The sequence below is a fragment of the Stenotrophomonas rhizophila genome, assembly GCF_007667275.1.
Lineage (GTDB): Bacteria > Pseudomonadota > Gammaproteobacteria > Xanthomonadales > Xanthomonadaceae > Stenotrophomonas > Stenotrophomonas maltophilia_AE.
The window spans coordinates 24101-42230 of sequence record NZ_VDQT01000006.1 but is presented as its reverse complement, the minus strand read 5'-3'; the positions used below and the strand labels follow the sequence as shown (position 1 = coordinate 42230).

The 18130-nt window shown below is 67.9% G+C and carries 13 protein-coding genes; 5 read left to right on the top strand and 8 right to left on the bottom strand.

Translation table 11 applies throughout. From position 1 onward, the window contains the following. The first annotated feature begins 149 nt into the window (after positions 1–149). The 3 genes from FSZ13_RS17345 (at position 150) to FSZ13_RS17335 (ending at position 2918) form a co-directional block, all read left to right on the top strand. Positions 150–833, top strand: a complete 684-nt coding sequence (locus FSZ13_RS17345) for a MarC family protein (protein ID WP_145481677.1) — start codon at positions 150–152, stop codon at positions 831–833. 80 nt (positions 834–913) lie between these two features. After that, positions 914–2065, top strand: a complete 1152-nt coding sequence (locus FSZ13_RS17340; protein ID WP_145481676.1) for an FAD-dependent monooxygenase — start codon at positions 914–916, stop codon at positions 2063–2065. A 16-nt stretch (positions 2066–2081) separates the two neighbouring features. Then, positions 2082–2918 (top strand): alpha/beta fold hydrolase, encoded by an 837-nt coding sequence (locus tag FSZ13_RS17335; protein ID WP_145481675.1) that lies wholly within the window; start codon positions 2082–2084, stop codon positions 2916–2918. Here FSZ13_RS17335 and FSZ13_RS17330 read toward each other — a convergent pair. The 3 genes from FSZ13_RS17330 to FSZ13_RS17320 form a co-directional block, all read right to left on the bottom strand. Then, positions 2896–3255, bottom strand: a complete 360-nt coding sequence (locus FSZ13_RS17330) for a hypothetical protein (RefSeq protein WP_145481674.1) — start codon at positions 3253–3255, stop codon at positions 2896–2898. The genes FSZ13_RS17335 and FSZ13_RS17330 overlap by 23 nt on opposite strands. An 87-nt stretch (positions 3256–3342) precedes the next feature. Continuing rightward, entirely contained in the window at positions 3343–5715 is a 2373-nt protein-coding gene (locus tag FSZ13_RS17325; RefSeq protein ID WP_260844232.1) for a GH92 family glycosyl hydrolase, read from the bottom strand. A 229-nt stretch (positions 5716–5944) separates the two neighbouring features. Beyond that, positions 5945–8401 (bottom strand): alpha/beta hydrolase family protein, encoded by a 2457-nt coding sequence (locus tag FSZ13_RS17320; protein ID WP_145481673.1) that lies wholly within the window; start codon positions 8399–8401, stop codon positions 5945–5947. Between the two features lie 167 nt (positions 8402–8568). Between FSZ13_RS17320 and FSZ13_RS17315 the strand changes: the two genes are divergently transcribed. Together FSZ13_RS17315 and FSZ13_RS17310 are read left to right on the top strand one after the other, a co-directional pair. Next, positions 8569–9345, top strand: a complete 777-nt coding sequence (locus tag FSZ13_RS17315; protein ID WP_145481672.1) for a HipA family kinase — start codon at positions 8569–8571, stop codon at positions 9343–9345. After that, the gene (locus FSZ13_RS17310) at positions 9323–9712 is read left to right on the top strand and encodes a DUF3037 domain-containing protein (protein WP_145481671.1); all 390 of its coding nucleotides are present in this window, start codon (positions 9323–9325) and stop codon (positions 9710–9712) included. Before FSZ13_RS17315 ends, FSZ13_RS17310 begins: the two co-directional genes overlap by 23 nt. A 229-nt stretch (positions 9713–9941) precedes the next feature. On the opposite strand, the gene FSZ13_RS17305 is transcribed toward FSZ13_RS17310, so the two are convergent. From FSZ13_RS17305 to FSZ13_RS17285, 5 genes are all read right to left on the bottom strand, one after another. After that, complete coding sequence (locus FSZ13_RS17305; RefSeq protein ID WP_429000029.1) at positions 9942–10388, bottom strand: REP-associated tyrosine transposase; 447 nt, start codon at positions 10386–10388, stop codon at positions 9942–9944. 58 nt (positions 10389–10446) lie between these two features. Next, a complete protein-coding gene (locus FSZ13_RS17300; RefSeq protein ID WP_145481669.1) occupies positions 10447–12984 on the bottom strand; it encodes a membrane-bound PQQ-dependent dehydrogenase, glucose/quinate/shikimate family in 2538 nt (845 codons plus the stop codon). A 234-nt stretch (positions 12985–13218) separates the two neighbouring features. Then, positions 13219–15933 carry a DNA gyrase subunit A gene (gyrA, locus tag FSZ13_RS17295; protein WP_145481668.1) on the bottom strand — a complete coding sequence of 905 codons (2715 nt, stop codon included), beginning with the start codon at positions 15931–15933 and terminating at the stop codon, positions 13219–13221. Positions 15934–16327: 394 nt separating this feature from the next. After that, positions 16328–17389 carry an S-methyl-5-thioribose-1-phosphate isomerase gene (mtnA, locus tag FSZ13_RS17290; protein ID WP_145481667.1) on the bottom strand — a complete coding sequence of 354 codons (1062 nt, stop codon included), beginning with the start codon at positions 17387–17389 and terminating at the stop codon, positions 16328–16330. 55 nt (positions 17390–17444) lie between these two features. Beyond that, positions 17445–18101 carry a DUF3011 domain-containing protein gene (locus FSZ13_RS17285; protein WP_429000030.1) on the bottom strand — a complete coding sequence of 219 codons (657 nt, stop codon included), beginning with the start codon at positions 18099–18101 and terminating at the stop codon, positions 17445–17447. Between the last annotated feature and the right edge of the window lie 29 nt (positions 18102–18130).

Below are 18130 nucleotides of genomic sequence, written 5' to 3'. Positions count from 1 at the left end.
TCGACTGGTGGTACGGCCCGGCCATGTACGGCCCGCGCCCGTGGGGCTGGGGCGGCGGACCGCGTCCGTACCCCGGCGGCCGTTGCTGGCGGGGCCCTTACGGCCACCTGCATTGCCAGCCGTGGTGGGGCTACTGATAAGGTGGGCCCATGTGGAATGACTTCAGCCATGCGTTCCTGGTGATCTTCACCAGCCTGCTCCCGGTGATAAATCCACCGGGTGCGGCACTGATGGTGCTGGGCCTGCTCCCCGATGCCACGCCCGCGCAACGCAACCGCGTTGCGCGGGCGGTGGCGTTCAACAGCCTGGTGATGCTGGCGGTGTCGATCAGCATCGGGGCCTGGGTGCTGTCCTTTTTCGGCATCTCGATCCCGGTGCTGCGCCTGGCCGGTGGCCTGGTGATTGCCGCAACGGGATGGCGGCTGCTCAATGCCCCCGCCCACCCGGAGCGTGTCTCGCTGACCGGTGCGGCCCAGGCCGAAGCGCGCCAGGACCTGGACCTCGACGCCACGGTCGAATCGCAGACCTTCTATCCGTTCACCCTGCCGCTCACGGTGGGTCCCGGCGCGATCGCGGTAGCGACCGCCGTAGGTACGACCTCGCCCGAGCAGGGCCCGGAGGTGGTGCACGTGGTCGCTGCCGCAAGCGCCCTGGTGGCGCTGTGCGCGCTGATCTACCTGTGCATGCGCTATGCCGGCCGGTTGCAGGCGCTGCTCGGCCGCACCGGCATGCAGGTGATGCTGCGCCTGCTGGCCTTCGTGATCCTGTGCATCGGCGTGCAGATCGGGTGGCTGGGGCTGTCTGAACTGCTCGGATTGCCGGCGGCGCATTGATCGGCCCGGCTTGACCCAGGTCAAGTGGCCCGGCGCAGCGCTGCGTAGGCTGTGCCCACTTCTCCACTGGACCGCGCACCATGCCCTCGCTTCCCACCGTCCTTGTCTCCGGCGCCGGTGTCGCCGGCCTTGCCACTGCGTGGTGGCTGCGCCACTTCGGCTTCCCCGTGACCGTGGTCGAAAAGGCCCCGCTGCTGCGCGACGGCGGTCATGCCGTGGACATCCGCGGCGTGGCGCTGGACGTGGTCAAGGCGATGGGGCTGCACGATGCGCTGCAGGCGCAGCGCACCCGGCTGCGCGGCCTGTGCATGCTGGATCGCCAGGGTGAGCCGGTCAGCGTTGATGACAGCCGCACGTTCAGTGGTGGCCGCCTCGACAGCCCCGACATTGAAATCTTCCGCGATACGCTGTGCCGCCTGCTGGCCGACGCTGCAGGTGCGCGGCAGGACATCTGTTACGACGAGCACATCACTGCGCTCAGCCCGACCACCACCGGCATGACCGTCAGCTTCGCGCGCCAACTCTCGCGCACCTATGACGTGGTGATCGGCGCGGACGGCGTGTACTCGTCGGTGCGCCGCCAGGCCGTGCATGCCGGTGACGATTGCCTGGTGCCGCTGGGCGGGGCGCTGGCGTTCTACAGCGCGCCCGACAGCCTGTCGCTGGATGGCCGAGAAGGCATGTACCGTGAAGCCGAACTGGGCGTGGTGGTGTATCCCGACGCCAGCGGCCACGAGTTGCGGGTGGGCGCGGGATTCGGGGCCGAGGTCGACACCTCCCTGCGCCACGATGTGGCGGCGCAGAAGGCGCTGACCCGCGTCAGGCTGCGCGACCTCGGTGGGCGCTGGCAACCGCTGGTGGACGCGCTCGATACGACCGATGCGTTCTACTTCGGCGAGCTGGCGCAGGTGAAGCTTGCACGCTGGTCCAACGGCCGGGTCGCGCTGGTCGGCGACGCCGCGCACTGCGCATCGCCGTTCTCGGGCCAGGGCACCAGCCTGGCCCTGGTCGGCGCCTTCGTGCTGGCGCGCGAACTGGCCAACCAGCCTGGTTCGCCGCAAGCCGCATTCGCCCGCTACGAGGCGCGCATGCGTCCCTTCGTCGACCTCAACCAGGCGCTGGTGGACATGACCCGCGAAGGTCCGGTACCGGACGCGCAGATGCGCGCTGCTGCCAACGGCATCGCGCTCCCGGACCTTTCACCTACCCGCTATTCTTCCGCCCTTGCATGACCTGAGAGCACGTCCCATGCCTTTGATGACAACCTCGCGCGGTCCCGCGCATTGGCTTGAAACCAACGCCGTACCCGGCGCACCCACCGTGGTGTTGATCCACGGCCTCGGCGGCGACGCCGGCTTCTGGGCCGCCGAACTGCCGGCGCTTGCCGAGCACTACCACGTGCTGGCGGTGGACCTGCGTGGCTCCGGCAGGACCCCCGGCGGGCCGGCACCTTTCAGCACGGAAGACCTGGCGCTGGACGTGCTGGCCATCCTCGACCAAGCCGGCGTCGATCGCGCGCACGTGGTCGGGTTCTCAATGGGCGGCACGGTCGCGCAGGCGATGGCGGTGGCCGCGCCGGAACGCCTGCGCAGCCTGGTGCTGGCCGCCACTTTCGCGTCCACCAGCACGCAGGCACGCTTGTTCCTGCAGGCGGTCGGTGCGGTGTATGGCAGCGGCCGCAGTCCCGCGCAGGTCTATGCGCTGGTACTGCCGTGGCTGTTCTCGGACGGGTTCCTGTCCAGTCACGCAGCGGCACCTTATCTGGACTACCAGGAGGATCCGAACGACCAACAGACCTGCGCGGACTGGCTGCGGCTGCTGCAGGCCATGCTGGCCTTCGATGGCCGCGCCGACCTGCCGCGTATCACCACCCCCACGCTGGTGATCAGCGGCGACGAAGACCGGCTGGCCCCGTTGGATGGCGCGCACACGCTGGTGGCAGGCCTGCCCCATGCAACGCTCAGCGTGGTCCCCGGCGGGCACCTGATGAACGTGGAATCGCCACGTCGTTTCATTGACGTGCTGACCACCTTCTTCGCCGGCGTCGATGCCGCCGTTGAGCTCAGACCAGCGAACCCAGCATGAAGTAAGGCAGGTACATCGCAAACAGCACGCCCACCGAGCCCAGCAGTCCTGCGCCAAGGCCCAGCAGCCCGGCCAGGATGCGGCCGGCGATGGGCGGGCCGAAGTACCAGCACGCCCCCACCAGCGCCGGCGCCAGCCAGGCCAGCAGATAACCCTGGCTGTAGACGCGGCTGATCCACGGCAGTGCCTGGCCGGCGCTGCCGAACATCTGCACGAACTGCGGCAGCAGCAGTGCCCCGAACAGGGTCACCACGAACGCCATGGCCACACTGGCGGCCAACCCCACCCACGGCAGGATGCGGGCACTGCGCTGCAGGAGCGGATGGGTGAGGTTCACCCTTGGCTGGCCCCTTCCACGGCGTTGACCATCGCCTCGATCCGGTGACCGTCAGGGTCGATCACGGATGCCATGTGGTGCAGCATCTCAGTTCGGCCCATACGAGGGTGGCAGCGTAGCGGTGCCCCACTGCGTGTTCTTCGCCTTGCCCAGTTCAAACTCCAGCGTACCGCCCTTCTGCACCACGCTGGCTGGCAGCCAGCTGGCGTCGCTGGGCTTGCCGTCCACGCGCAGCGACTGCACGTACGGTGCGTCCATCGCCGCGCCATTGGCGGTGATGGTCAACGTGGCGCCGGGGCGCTGGATGACCGCTTCGCGGAACAGCGGGCTGCCGATCACCAGGTCGGCACGGCCCGGGTACAGCGGGTACAGGCCCAGCGCCGACCACACATACCACGACGACATCTGGCCCAGGTCGTCGTTGCCAGGCATGCCTTCCGGCGCATTGGTCCAGATCTGGCGCATCGCCTGGCGCACGGTTTCCTGTGTTTTCCACGGCTGGCCGACGAAGTTGTACAGCCACGGTGCCGCCACCGAGGGTTCATTGTCCAGCTCGGCATGCAGCGGGCCCGATTTGGTCACCGCCCACGCGCCGTCTTCCTTGCGGAAGAACGCATCCAGGCGCTGGATGGCAGCCTCGCGACCGCCCAGGGTTGCGATCAGCCCGGCCGGGTCGAACGGCACCATCCACAGGTATTGCGCACCGCTGCCTTCGACGAATTCCTCATCCGAGGCCGGGTCGAACGCCGGCCAGCTGCCATCGGCATTGCGCGGCTGGATGTAGCCGGCCTGCGCCGTGGCCTTGGGGTTGTACAGGTTGCGCCACCAGCCGGAGCGCTCGCGGAACAGCGCCGCGCCCTGTTTGTCGCCTGCGGCGTTGGCCAGTTCGGCAAGGCCGAAATCGGCGGCCGCCATCTCCAGCGTATCCGACGCGGTGCCCCAGCCCGGCGCACCCACCGGCATGTACTTCAGTGCCATCCACTGGTCCAGGCCCGGGCGCTGGCCCACGCACAGCACCGGGCAGCCGCGCCGGCTGAGGTCGCGTTCGGTCGGCACCGTGGCCGCCTGCTTGAGCGAAGCGTAGGCGCGTTTCAGATCGAAGTTGCGACCGCCGAACGCGTGGATCGCAGCGACCGACGGCGGCGACGGATCACCGTTCATCACCCCGGTGGCACCGGTCAGGTGCGTCCAGCGATCCCACACGCCGCCGTTCTGGTCGGCCTGGTTGAGCAGCGACTGCGCGATGTCCGAACCGACCTGTGGCTGCAGCAGCGTGACCAGCTGCAGCTGCGAGCGGTACACATCCCAGCCGGAATAGTTGGCGTACTGCGCACGCTGGCCTTTCGACAGCGCATGCACCTTGCCGTCCATGCCGCGGTAGCGTCCGTCGCCATCACTGAAAAGGTTCGGTGCCAGCAGCGTGTGGTACAGCGCGGTGTAGAACACGGTGCGTTCGTCGGGCGTTCCGCCGGCCACGCGCACCTGGCCCAGTGCCTTGTTCCATTCGCCACGGGTTGCGGCCTGGGTCGCTTCCACGGTGGTGCCGACCGGGCTTTCGCGGCGCAGGTTGGCGCGCGCGCCGGCCTCGTCGACGTAGGAAATGCCGATGCGTGCAGTCACCTTCGGGCTGCGCTTGGGATCGAAGGTGATCCAGCCACCGGCGCCCTTTCCTACCGGGGGATGGCCCTGCGTGCCGTAGGTCGTGCCACCGCCCCCCTCGCGTGCGCCGGGCTGCAGGGTTTCGTCGCGCCAGGTACCCCCGACCTCGAACGGCTGATCGAACTCGGCCACGAAATGCAGGGTGTAGTAACTTTCGCGGCGATCTTCAGCGAGGTAACCGCAGAAGTTGCCGGCCGTGACCGAGCCGCGCACGGTGCGCGTGGCCGGGTCGATGATGATGCTCGAATCGGTGCTGCCCACTTCGCTGTCGGAGGTCCGGAACAGCAGGTTGGCCGGCTTGTCGGCCGGGAATTCGAACTGGCCCACGGCGGTACGCGCGGTGGCGCCCAGGTTCACCGCCACGCCGTTGTCGAGAGTGAGCTGGTAAGCGCCGGGGCTGGCGCTTTCGCGTTTGTGGTCGAGCACGCTGGCATAGCGCAGGGCGGCGTCAGCCGAAGACGGCGACAGTTCCACCTTGGTGGTGACCGGCATGATCGGAATATCACCGCTGGCGCCGGTACAGCCGGTGCCGGACACATGGGTCAGGCTGAAGCCGCGCACGCCGTTGCCGCGCCACTCATAGCCACCGGGCGCGGCAATGGCGAAGCGCTTTCCGGGCAGCGGGGTCATTTCGGGACTGAAGGCCACCATGCCGAACGGCACCGACGGACCGGGATACACGTTGCCCGCGTTGGTGGTACCGATGAAGGGATTGACCTCGGCGGCGAGGTCGGCCGCCTGCAGGGCGCAGGGGGCGGTGGTCAGGACAAGCGAAGCAGCAACCAGCATCGAACGGTGCACGACGAACTCCCAGAGCGGAAAGGACGGACCATCAACGTAGCGCCACGCCCCGCGTGGCCAGATCGATTGTATCGATCTAAACCCGCTCTGCAATGCAACTGATGGCACCCCCGCGGCTGCGGCACATCCCCCGCCACCGCCGCCCCGCTCCGTAGAGCCACGCCCTGCGTGGCTGCGGGACATCTCCGCGACCTGCAGCCACGCAGGGCGTGGCTCTACGATGTTCAGGTTACTTCGCGTTCTTCACGTAGGTGTCGAACCAGTTGAGCATTTCCGACACCAGCTGTTCGTTCGACTCCAGTGCGGTGTACCAGTGCGGTTCGTTGGGCAGCATCACCAGCCGGGTGATGCCGCCGTTGCCGCGGATGGCCTGGTAGAGCTTGCGCGACTGGAACGGTTCGGTACCCGGGTTGGCGTCGTCCTCGCCGTGGACCAGCAGCAGCGGCAGTTTGATCTTGTCCGCATAGAAGAACGGCGAGGCCTTCAGGTACACATCCTGCGCCTGCCACACCGAACGCCGCTCGTTCTGGAAGCCGAACGGGGTGAAGGTCTTGTTGTACGAGCCGCTGGTGGCCACGCCGGCCTTGAACAGATCCGTGTGCGCGATCAGGTTGGCGGTCATCAGCCCACCATGGCTGTGCCCGGTGACGCCGATCCGCTTGCGGTCGACCACGCCCAGGTCCACCGCCTTGTCGACCGCAGCCCTGGCATCGGCTTCGAGCTGCTCTAGGTAGGTGTCGTAGGCGGTCTTGGGGTCGCCGACGATGGGGAACGCGGCGTTGTCGATGATCGCGTAGCCGGCCAGCAGCATCAGCCGGTACGGCGCCAGGCGGGTGAAGGTCTGCTGCGAACCGGAGACCTGCCCGGCCTGCGCCGCATTGGCGAAGTCGGCCGGATAGGCATACAGGATGGCTGGCACGCGCTGGCCTTCCCGGTAACCCGGCGGCGTGTACAGGGTGAACGACAGATCCACGCCATCGGCGCGTTTGTACGTCACCAGACGCTTTTTGATCTGGCGCACTTCCGGGGTCGGGTCGCTGAGCGTGGTCAGCGCGGTGGCGGTGGAGGTGTACTGCGCCTCGCCGTCTTTAGCGCTGGCAGCGCGTTCGCCTTGCTGGCGCACGAACGCATTCGGCGGGTCCATCACCGACTGGTGCCAGGTCAGGTAGCGGCCCGGGGTGGCGGTCAGGCCCAACACCTGTTCATAGGCGTCGGCGCCACTGCGGAACAGGCGCTCGGTCTTGAGCGTGCCCAGGTCCAACCGGTCCAGGAACGGGCGATCACCCTGCGGCGAGCTGCCCTGCCCGCGCAGGAACACGAAGCTGCCGTCCTGGCGAACAACCGGTGCGCCATTGGGCAGGCGCTTGAACACCAGGTTGCCCGGGTCGGCATACAGCTCGTCACTGGACAGGTCCCAGAGCAGGCGGCCTTCCTGTCTCGGCTGGTCGACATCGACGATGCGGGTCTGCCGCCAATGACGGTTCTCATCGTTCTCGAACAGGAATGACACGGCCGGGTCCGCGCTCCAGGCAATGCCTTCGAAGCGCTGCGCGGTCCGCGCGATTTCCTGCGGTTTGGCGGAGAACGGTGCCTTCAGCGCCAGCACGCGGTCGCGGTGCGGCACGGTGACTTTCCAGTCGCCCTTGTCCAGCGCTTCGGCATAGACCAGTGTGGCAGGATCGGTGGAGCGCCAGTCGAAATCGCGCGGGCCTTCGGGCACGCCGTGCACCGGCACGCGGTCGGCCAGCGGCAGGCTGGCGATGGGCGTGCTGCGGCCCGTGCCCAGGTCGAGCACCGCAACGTCATTGGCGAAACGCTGGTAGGTCACGGCGTGCGAGAACGGCGCCTTGAGGGTTTCGGTGAGCACATGCACGCCATCGGGCGCGGCATTGACCTCGTTGTACAGCGCCGGCGCGCCGATGGCACGCACGCTGCCCGCGCTGGCGTCCACCACCGCCAGCTGCGAGGCACCGTAGTACGCGAACAGCTTTTCGTCATGCGCGCTGGTCAGGGTGTCGCGGGCTTCGTAGGTGCTGCTCTCGCCGCTGCTGCCCAGCGATTCCTGCACGTCCGGGCCACCGGCGCCGTTGCCGCTGCTCGGGGCCGGACCCTGGTTGGCCGGCACGGTCTTGACCAGCAGTTGCCGGCCACCGCCGAGCCACTGCACGGTGTAGCCGAAGATCGGATTCAACTGCACCCCGGGGATCTGCTTGACCTGGCCGGTCTGTGCATCACCGACCCACAGCTGCACCGAGGTCTCGACCGCGTTCTGGAACGCGAAGTGGCTGCCATCGGCCGACCATTGGGCCACGCCCGCGCAACCCTGCGGGAGTGCCACCTTGGTGTGGCGGGCGCTGCCGACATCCACCAGGGTGAAGTCGGCGACGCAGGCAGGAATGCCGTAACCGCCCTGGGTATCGTGGCGGCTGCGGTTCTTCGGTTCCAGGCGCACGCCGGCAAGCTTCAGGTACGGCTGGGCGACGCGTTCGATCGACGGGTAGGTCTGCAGCGTGGTCAGCAGCAGGCGCTGGCCGCTCGGGTCCAGGCTCGGCTGCGGCGGCGGCGGCGCCTTGAGCACTTTGAGCAGCTGCTCCGGCGGCTTGGCGTAGTCGGCGAGCGCCGGGGCGGTGACACTGAGGGCGGCGACGGCGACGGCCGTGGCCAGGCAGGTGCGACGGATGAGCATCCAGATCCCCTTGCAGGTGTGGGTTGCGGCGGCGCGCGAATGGCCGTCATGCCTGGGAATCTAGCACCGGGTTTGGTTGCGGCAATGGGCCGAAAGCACTGGGTGGGCGGCTGGCGTGGGTGCGTCCACGGTAAGATGGCGCTGCTTGTTCCTTCACTGGATGCCCCTTGCGTACCGTACACGCACTGCGTTACATCACGCCGCTCCGCGAGGGCGGCTCCCTGCCGGCCGTGGTCGAGACCGACGACGACGGCATGGTGGTGCTTAAATTCCGCGGCGCCGGCCAGGGCCCGAAGGCGCTGATTGCCGAGCTGATCGCCGGCGAGATGGCACGCACGCTGGGCCTGCCGATTCCGGAGATCGTGTTCGTCGAACTGGACCGCGAATTCGCCCGGACCGAGCCGGACCCGGAGATCCAGGACCTGATCCGCGCCAGCGAAGGACTCAACCTGGGCAGCGATTACCTGCCGGGTGCGATCAACTACGACCCGGCGGCGATGCCGGTCGACGCCGACCTTGCCTCGCGCATCGTCTGGTTCGATGCCTTCACCAGCAACGTGGACCGCACTGCGCGCAATCCCAACCTGATGGTGTGGCACCGCCAGCTGTACCTGATCGACCATGGCGCGGCGATGTACTTCCACCACGACTGGGCCAACGCGGGCGATGTCTGCGAGAAGCCGTTCGTGCTGATCCGCGACCAGGTGCTGTTGCCGTTCGCGTCGAAGATCGCGGAGGTGGACGGCGCGCTGGCCGCGCGGCTGCCGGATGCGGAAATCGAGCGCATTGTCGGGCTGGTTCCGGACAGCTGGCTGGTGGACGAGCCGACCTTCGACGGCCCGGTGGCGTACCGCAAGGCCTATGTCGATTACCTGAAGTGCCGCCTGCAGGCGCGCGCGGCGTTCGTACAGGAGGCCATCCGTGCCCACGCTGCATACGTATGACTATGCGGTCATCCGCGTGGTACCGCGGGTGGAACGCGAAGAGTTCATCAATGTCGGGGTGATCGTGTCCTGCCCGGGCGCGAAGCACCTGCAGGCGGCGATCGAGATTGACCCGGTGCGGATGCAGGCGTTCGCGCCTTCGCTGGATGTGGATGCGTTGCAGCCGTGGTTGGATGCGATCGTCGCGATCTGCCGTGGTGATGCCACGGCGGGCCCGATCGCACAGCTGCCAGCGCGTGCGCGCTTCCATTTTCTCACCGCCAAGCGCAGCTCGGTGGTGCAGATGTCGAGCACGCACGTGGGCCGGACCGCCGACCCGCAAGGCGTGGTGGAGCACCTCATGCGGAAGATGGTGCGGGTTGTGTAGAGCCGGGCTCTGCCCGGCTGCCTCTCGCGGTGGCATTTCGGGCTTCGGATACGGCCGGGCAGAGCCCGGCGCTACGTGGCGCTGACGCGCTGCGGCTTCGGATACGGCCGGGCAGAGCCCGGCGCTACAGGTGGCGATGCGATATGGCTTTGGCCGTAGAGCCGGGCTCTGCCCGGCTTGGCTCTGGCTTCGGCCGTAGAGCCGGGCTCTGCCCGGCTGCTCCTTCCGGTCAGGGCCAGCGGCACCAGGCGAAGGGGTACTCTCCGACCGTGGTTGCGAGTCCTGCGCGCACCGGATTCTCGAGTATGTACTTCGCCTGCGCAAGCCACTGCCCCTCGTCACGCTGGTACTGATCGTAATAGCCCGGCTGCCAGAGGGCACCTCGCGTCGACTTCATTGCATTGATCGATTTTGCGGCACGTGATTTCGTCGTCCGCACGATGGTTTCCAGCGACGTTTCGCGTATCTGGAACATCCAGTGCACATGATCCGGCATGACCACCCAAGCGTGCGACCAGGTGCGACCCTCGGCGTCGGATCCCTTTATCCAGCGGATCATCTCCTGCGCGTTGGCGGCGTCCGCAAACAGACGCGTCCGACGGGAGGTAACGGTAGTCACGACATAGCACCCGTTGGGGCAGGAAAATCGTCCGCGTTGCAGTGCAGGGCTGGCCATTGCCGAAGCGTGCGCGTTCGACCCCGGTCGCGGAAGCAGATATCCAATGATGACGCGGTCAGGGTTGTGTCCTTCCTTTCGGCAGCGCATACGCCATCACGTAATCGCCGGCCGGGGTCTCCATGAAATGGTGGCCGCCGGCCATGATCACGACGTATTGGCGGCCGTCGTATTCGTAGATCATCGGATTGGCCTGGCCCCCTGCCGGCAGCTTGGCGTGCCACAGTTCCCTGCCGGTCTTCAGGTCGATCGCGCGCAGCAGGTCGTCGGTGGCGGCGGCGATGAAGATCAGGCCGCTGGCGGTGACCGCGGAGCCGCCATTGTTGGGCGTGCCGATTTCAATCGGCAGCCCCGAGCGGATGCCGAACGGGCCGTTGCCGCGCGCGCTGCCGAACGGGCGGTCCCAGAGCAGCTGGCCCGTGCGCAGGTCGATTGCGCGGATGCCCCCATACGGCGGCTGCTTGCACAGCAGCTTGGTAAACGGCAGGCGCCAACCTGCGTTGACGTCGATGGCGTACGGGGTGCCGGTCTGCGGGTCCCCTGCGCCTTCTGCACCGCCACGATCGGCCCGCACCAGTTCGCGCGGCATCCAGCCCTTGCGGTCCGCCTCGGCGCGCGGCACCAGCCGGTTGTAGTTGGGCATGTCGTTGTAGTTGGCCACGATCACGCCATGCCGCGTGTCCACCGCCACGCTGCCCCAGTCCGAGCCGCCGTTGTAGCCGGGGTATTCGATGGAGTGACGGTCAGCCGTCGGTGGCGTATAGAAGCCCTGGTAACTCGCCCTGCGGAACTGGATGCGACACACCAGCTGGTCGATCGGGGTGATGCCCCACATGTCGCGCTCGGTCAGGTCGGGCTTGCGCAGCGTGTGGTACAGCGAGAACCGCTGGGTCGGCGCGCGTTGTTCGGGTTCCACCCCGCCACCGGGCACCGCGCGCTCTTCCGCCGGCGTCAGCAGTTCACCCGTGCGCCGGTCCAACACGTACAGGTCGCCCTGCTTGGTCGGAAGCAGGATCGCCGGCACCTTGCCGGCGGCGGTCGGGAAGTCGACCAGCGTGGCCTGCGAGCCGAGGTCGTAATCCCAGACATCCTTGCGCACTGCCTGGAAGTTCCAGACCGGCTTGCCGGTGGCCACGTCCAGCGCCACCAGCGAGGTAGCGTAACGGTCCTGGTTTTCGGTCCGCGATCCGCTCCAGTAGTCGCCCGCGGCGTTGCCCATCGGCAGGTATACCAGCCCCAGTTGTTCATCGCCGGTCGCGGTGGTCCACATGTTGGGGGTGCCACGCGTATAGGTCTGGCCCTGTGGTGGCAGACCGCTGCGGTCGGGTGCGTCCATGTCCCAGGCCCAGCGCAGTTTTCCGGTCTGTGCGTCGTACGCCTGGATGACCCCGGACGGCGCGTCACGGCGCTGGCCGTCCAGTACCTGGTGCCCGGTGACGATCACCCCGCGCACGATCGCCGGCGGCGAGGTGATCGAGACATAGCCCGGCGGCAACTCGCCCATGCCCAGGGTGATGTCGACCTGGCCGTTGTTGCCGAACCCCGGGCACGGCCGGCCGGTGGCGGCATCCACCGCGATCAGCCGCCCGTCCAGCGTGCCTGCGATGATGCGGGCCGCGCACAGCGCGCGATTGCCGGGCGCCAGTGAACGCGTGCCGGCGGCGGGCAAGGATGCGGGCAAGGCCAGGTCGGCGGCGACATCGGCAAGGACCGGGTCCACCTGCGGGACGCCCGGCACTTCGTAATAGGCCACGCCCCGACAGGCGGCGGTATACGGGATGGCGGCGTCCCTGACCTTCGGGTTGAAGCGCCAGCGCTCCTTGCCGGTGGCCGCATCCAGCGCGATCAGCTGGTTGCGCGCGGTGCACAGGTACAGGCTGTCGCCGACCTTGAGCGGGGTGGTTTCCGCGCCCCAGCGCTTCTTCGGCAGGTCGCCGGTACGGAACTGCCAGGCCAGCTCCAGCGCGCCCACGTTGGCCGGCGTGATCTGCTGCAGCGGGGAATAGCGGGTGCCCGCGCTGCTGCGGCCCCAGGCGGTCCAGTCGCCCGGCTCCGGGTCGTCGGCCGGTTGCGTGCTGGCTTCGCGGGTCGGCGCCAGGCCGGTGCCGGTGGCGTCGACCGGGAACGCCTGGGTGCCGGCCACCGCGCCATGCGGTACGAACGCGAGCGCGAAGGCGATCACGAAGACCAGTCCCAGTACGCCGGCCACTGCCCGCGACACGCGCCGCGGCACCGGCGTGCGCAGGGTCGGCAGCAGCAGCGCCAGCAGGAAGCCGAGCGCGGTGACCAGGCCCAGCCGGGGTACCCAGCGCCAGTAGTCGCTGCCCGATTCCCACCCCGTCCACAGCAGCGTACCGACGAACACCAGCAGGTAGGCCCATGCGCCAGCGCGGCGATTGCCCCACAGCAGCACGCCGGCGGCGAGCAGCCCGACGCCGGCCAGCACGTAGTACCATGAGCCGCCCAGTTGCGCGAGCCATGCGCCAAGGCCGCCGAGCACCAGACCGAGGATGAGCAGGACCAGCGCGAGCACGGTGATCAGGGGGTGGCGCGGCGGCACCGCCGCGGACGGTTCTGAGCTCGGCACAGCGGACATCGGTGTTCTCCCCGGTACGGCGGAACCCTGGATGCTGCCGGCCTCCCCTGCTGGCCGGTTTTTTTTTGAAGCTTATGCCTGTTCGAGGTTGTTGGGGGAGTTTTTTGCGGGACGTGGATGCACCGCCTGGGCCGACCAACGGTCGGCGCTACCAAGGCAAGTGCAGCGGTAGTGTGTCCAGAACGAAAAACGCCGGCACTGGGCCGGCGTTCTTCGTAGTGCGTTGCGGATCGATCAACCCTGCGGGTTTTCGTCGCCTGCGACCGGTGCCGGGGCGGTGTCGACCGGCGTTGCCGCGACCTCCGCTTCATCCTCGACATCGTCGATGGACGCATCCATCCGCTCCACCGCCTGCAGCTTCTCGTCCTTGGACAGGCGGATCAGGGTCACGCCCTGGGTGTTGCGGCCTACGCGCGAGATTTCCGAGCCACGGGTGCGGACCAGGGTGCCGCCGTCGGAGATCAGCAGGACCTCGTCGCGCGAGCCCATCAGCACCGCACTGACCAGCTTGCCGTTGCGCTCGGTGGTCTGGATGCCGATCACGCCCTGGGTGCCGCGGCCCTTGCGCGGATAGTCCGGAAGCGGGGTGCGTTTGCCGTAGCCGTTCTCGGTGGCGGTGAGGATGTACAGCATGCTGTCGTCGTCACCGGCCTCGATCACGGCATCGCCGTTCTCGACCACGGCTTCCTCGACCTGCACCTCGTCTTCGTTCTCGTCATCGCTGCCGCCGGCACGCTCGGCCACGATCAGGCTGACCACTTCCTCGCCCTTGGCCATCTTGATGCCGCGCACGCCGGTGGCGGTACGGCCCATCGAGCGGACCCGGTCTTCGCCGAAGCGCACGGTCTTGCCGTTCGAGGCAAACAGCAGGATATCGCGGTCGCCATCGGTCAGGCCGACGCCGACCAGCGCGTCACCCTCGTCGAGGTTGATCGCGATCTTGCCGCGCGCCAGGCGGAACGCGAACTCGCTGAGCGGGGTCTTCTTGACGGTACCGTTGCGGGTGGCGAAGAACACGAACTGGCCTTCGGCATACTCGCGTACCGGCAGCACGGCCTGCACCCGTTCACCGGATTCGAGCGGAATCCAGTTGATGATCGGGCGCCCGCGCGCGTTGGACCCGGCTTCGGGCAGCTGGTGAACCGGCAGCCAGAACACCTTGCCGGAACTGGTGAAGGTCAGCAGCGTGTCGTGGGTGTTGACCAGCCACAGCTGTTCGATGAAATCCTCTTCCTTGGTCGAGGCCGCGCTGCGGCCACGGCCGCCACGACGCTGGGCACGGTACGCACTGACCGGCTGGCGCTTGACGTAGCCGGCGTGCGACACGGTGACCACCACGTCTTCCGGCGCGATCAGGTCGAGGATGTCCAGGTCTTCTTCGCTGTGGCGGATCTCGGTGCGGCGTTCGTCGCCGAACTCGGTGCGCACGTTGATCAGCTCTTCGCGGATGACCTGCAGCAGGCGGTCGGGATCTTCCAGGATGTGGATCAGCCCGGCGATGGTTTCCAGCAGCTGCTTGTACTCTTCGGTCAGGCGGTCCTGCTCCAGCCCGGTCAGGCGGTGCAGGCGCATTTCCAGGATCTGGGTGGCCTGGATCTCGGTCAGCTGGTAGCCGCCTTCGATCAGGCCCACGCCCTTGGGCAGGTCTTCCGGACGCGAGGTTTCGGCACCGGCCGCACCCAGCATCGAACCGACCAGGCCCGGTTCCCACAGGCGCGCCAGCATGCGCTCGCGGGCTTCGTTGGGGTTCGGCGAGGTCTTGATCAGTTCGATCATCTCGTCGATGTTGGCCAGCGCGACGGTCAGGCCTTCCAGCACGTGGGCGCGGGCGCGCGCCTTGCGCAGCTCGAACACGGTGCGGCGGGTGACCACTTCGCGGCGGTGGCGCACGAAGGCCTCGAGCATCTGCTTGAGGTTCATCAACTGCGGGCGGCCGTCGACCAGCGCCACCATGTTGATGCCGAACACCGACTCCATCTGGGTCTGCTGGTAGAGGTTGTTCAACACAACTTCCGCCGACTCGCCGCGCTTGATCTCGATGTAGATGCGCATGCCGTCCTTGTCGGACTCATCGCGCAGCTCGCTGATGCCTTCGAGCTTCTTTTCCTTGACCAGCTCGGCAATCTTCTCGATCAACCGGGCCTTGTTCACCTGGTACGGGATCTCGGTGACGATGATCGATTCGCGGCCGTTGTCGGCCACTTCGATATCGGCCCTGGCGCGGATGCGCACCCGACCACGACCGGTGCGGTAGCCGGCCACGATGCCGGCGGTACCGTTGATGATGCCGGAGGTCGGGAAGTCCGGGCCCGGGATGTACTCCATCAGGCCGTCGACGTCGATGTCCGGATTCTCGATCAGCGCGATGCACGCGTTGATCGACTCGGTCAGGTTGTGCGGCGGGATGTTGGTCGCCATGCCCACCGCGATACCGGCCGAACCATTGACCAGCAGGTTCGGGAACCGGGTCGGCATGACCGTCGGCTCCAGTTCCTTTTCGTCGTAGTTGGGTTGGAAATCGACGGTTTCCTTGTCGATGTCGGCCATCAGCTCATGGGTGAGCCGCGACATGCGCGCTTCGGTGTATCGCATCGCCGCGGCGGAGTCGCCGTCGACCGAGCCGAAGTTACCCTGGCCATCGACCAGCATGTAGCGCAGCGAGAACGGCTGCGCCATGCGCACCAGGGTGTCGTACACCGACTGGTCGCCATGCGGGTGGTACTTACCGATGACGTCACCGACGATACGCGCCGACTTGTAGTACGGCTTGTTGCTGTGCGCGTTCAGCTCATTCATCGCGTACAGCACGCGGCGATGCACCGGCTTGAGGCCATCGCGTGCATCCGGGAGGGCGCGCCCCACGATCACGCTCATGGCGTAATCGAGGTAGCTCTTGCGCATCTCGTCTTCCAGGTTGACCTGGATGATTTCCTTGGCGTTTTCTGCCATTCGGGTTCCGTTGTCTGGTAGCGGTCCAGTCCGCCGCGCCGGCCCTTGCGGGGCGGCGGCGTCGGAATCTCGATTAACTGACGGAGTCTACCACAACGAGGCAGTTTTAGCCGCTGTTTATGGGGTTTTTACCGGCAAGAATCAGGGACTTAGGTGCGGCTTCGGGACAATCGCGCAAGGCCGCCGATGTGAGGGCCGATCGGCACCGCCTGGGCCGACCAACGGTCGGCGCTACCGCAACCCCACAGCGCCCATCATCCCCGTAGCGCCGGCCGGTGGCCGGCCCACGCAGCAACCCACCGCGCATTACGCCGGTAGCGCCGGCCGTTGGCCGGCCCACGCAGCAACCCACCGTGCATTACGCCGGTAGCGCCGGCCGGTGGCCGGCCCACGGTCAGCCGAACGCGGCCTGCATGCTGGCGACGGTGGGATTCAGGATCACGCCCTTCTCGGTCACGATGGCGTCGATCAGCTCGCCCGGGGTCACGTCGAACACCGGGTTCCAGGCGGCAATGCCGTCGGCCACGGTGCGGGTGCCGCCCACGCCGTAAAGCTCGCCCGGGTCGCGCTGCTCGATTTCGATCTGCGCGCCGTCGGCGGTGTCCATGTCCACCGTGGAGGACGGGGCCACCACCATGAAGCGGACGCCGTGGTGGCGGGCGGCGATCGCCAGCTGGTAGGTGCCGATCTTGTTGGCGGTGTCGCCGTTGGCGCAGATGCGGTCGGCGCCGACGATCACCCACTGCACCGCCCCGGTCTTCATCAGGTGCGAGGCCGCCGAGTCGGCGATCAGGGTGGCGTCGATGCCATCCTGCTGCAGCTCCCATACGGTCAGGCGCGCGCCCTGCAGCCACGGCCGGGTCTCGCCGGCAAACACTTTGGCGATGCGGTGCTGGGCCATGCCGGCGCGGATCACGCCGAGCGCGGTACCGAAACCGGCGGTCGCCAGCGAACCGGTATTGCAGTGGGTCAGCACGCCGCTGCCGGCGTCGATCAGCCCGGCCCCGAGCGCGCCCATGTGGCGGTTGGCGGCCAGGTCCTCGTCGGCAATGGCCTGCGCTTCGGTAGCCAGCACCTGTGCCCAGTCCGCCCCGGCCGGCGCCACGGCGCGGCGCATGCGTGCCAGCGCCCAGGCCAGGTTCACCGCAGTCGGGCGCGACGCGTTCAAGCGCTGCAGGGCCGGTTCCAGCTTCGCCAGTGCCTGCGCGCCGTCGTCGGCCTGCACCTGCCGGGCCGCCAGCACAACGCCCCAGGCCGCGGCAATGCCGATCGCCGGGGCGCCGCGCACGGTCAGGGCATGGATCGCCTCGGCCACCGCGTCGCTGTCGCGGCATTCCACATGCTCGACCACGAACGGCAGCTTGCGCTGGTCCAGCAGCTGCAGGGAATCGCCGGTCCACAGGATCGGGCGGATATGGTCGTAGCGGGCGTAATCGATGTCAGGGGATGCATTCATGCCCCAATTGTAGGGCCACGCCCTGCGTGGCTGCGACCCTCGCACGCCCTCCAGGTCAATTGACCTGGAACTCAGCCCGACAGCCCTCGTCCACCCATACCCCGCGTGCGTCCCAGCCCCAGCTGCGACCCTGCTCGCAGGCGCTGCCGGACAGCTGCTTGACCAACCGCGCTTCTTTGCTGATGCCGGCGCCACAGAAGCGGCGCTGGCGGGATTTGGATTCGCACACCAGGGTGCGCGGCACGTTCAGGAACCCACTGCCGTCGGCTGCGCCGACCTCGAAGTCCGCCTGGCAGCCACGGGTGACCCAGATCTCGTTGCGCTTCACGCCCCAGCTGTGGTCCTCGCGGCACGGCATGGCGCCGAGCTGGCGCAGCAGGCGCACCGGGGCGCCCTGCAGGATGACCGGGCAACTGGTCGGGCGGCCGTTGGATTCGCAACGCACCACGCGACGTACCTTGCGTTCCGTGCCGCCGGCCGACGCAGCGCTGCCGCGGCTGCGGAACTCGGCCCGGCAGCCCAGGGTGACCCATACGCCGGTACGGTCGGTGCCCCACTCGGAACCGCGCACGCAGCTGTTGTCGGACAGCTGGCGGACGAGCTCGACGCCGTTGCCGACCGGCATGTCGCAGTGCACCCATTCCATATCGCGCGACTGGCAACGCACGACCTGGTCGGCATAACCGGTTTCGGCCCAGGCGATGCCGGGCAGCAGGCAGACCCACAGCAGCACCCCCGCAA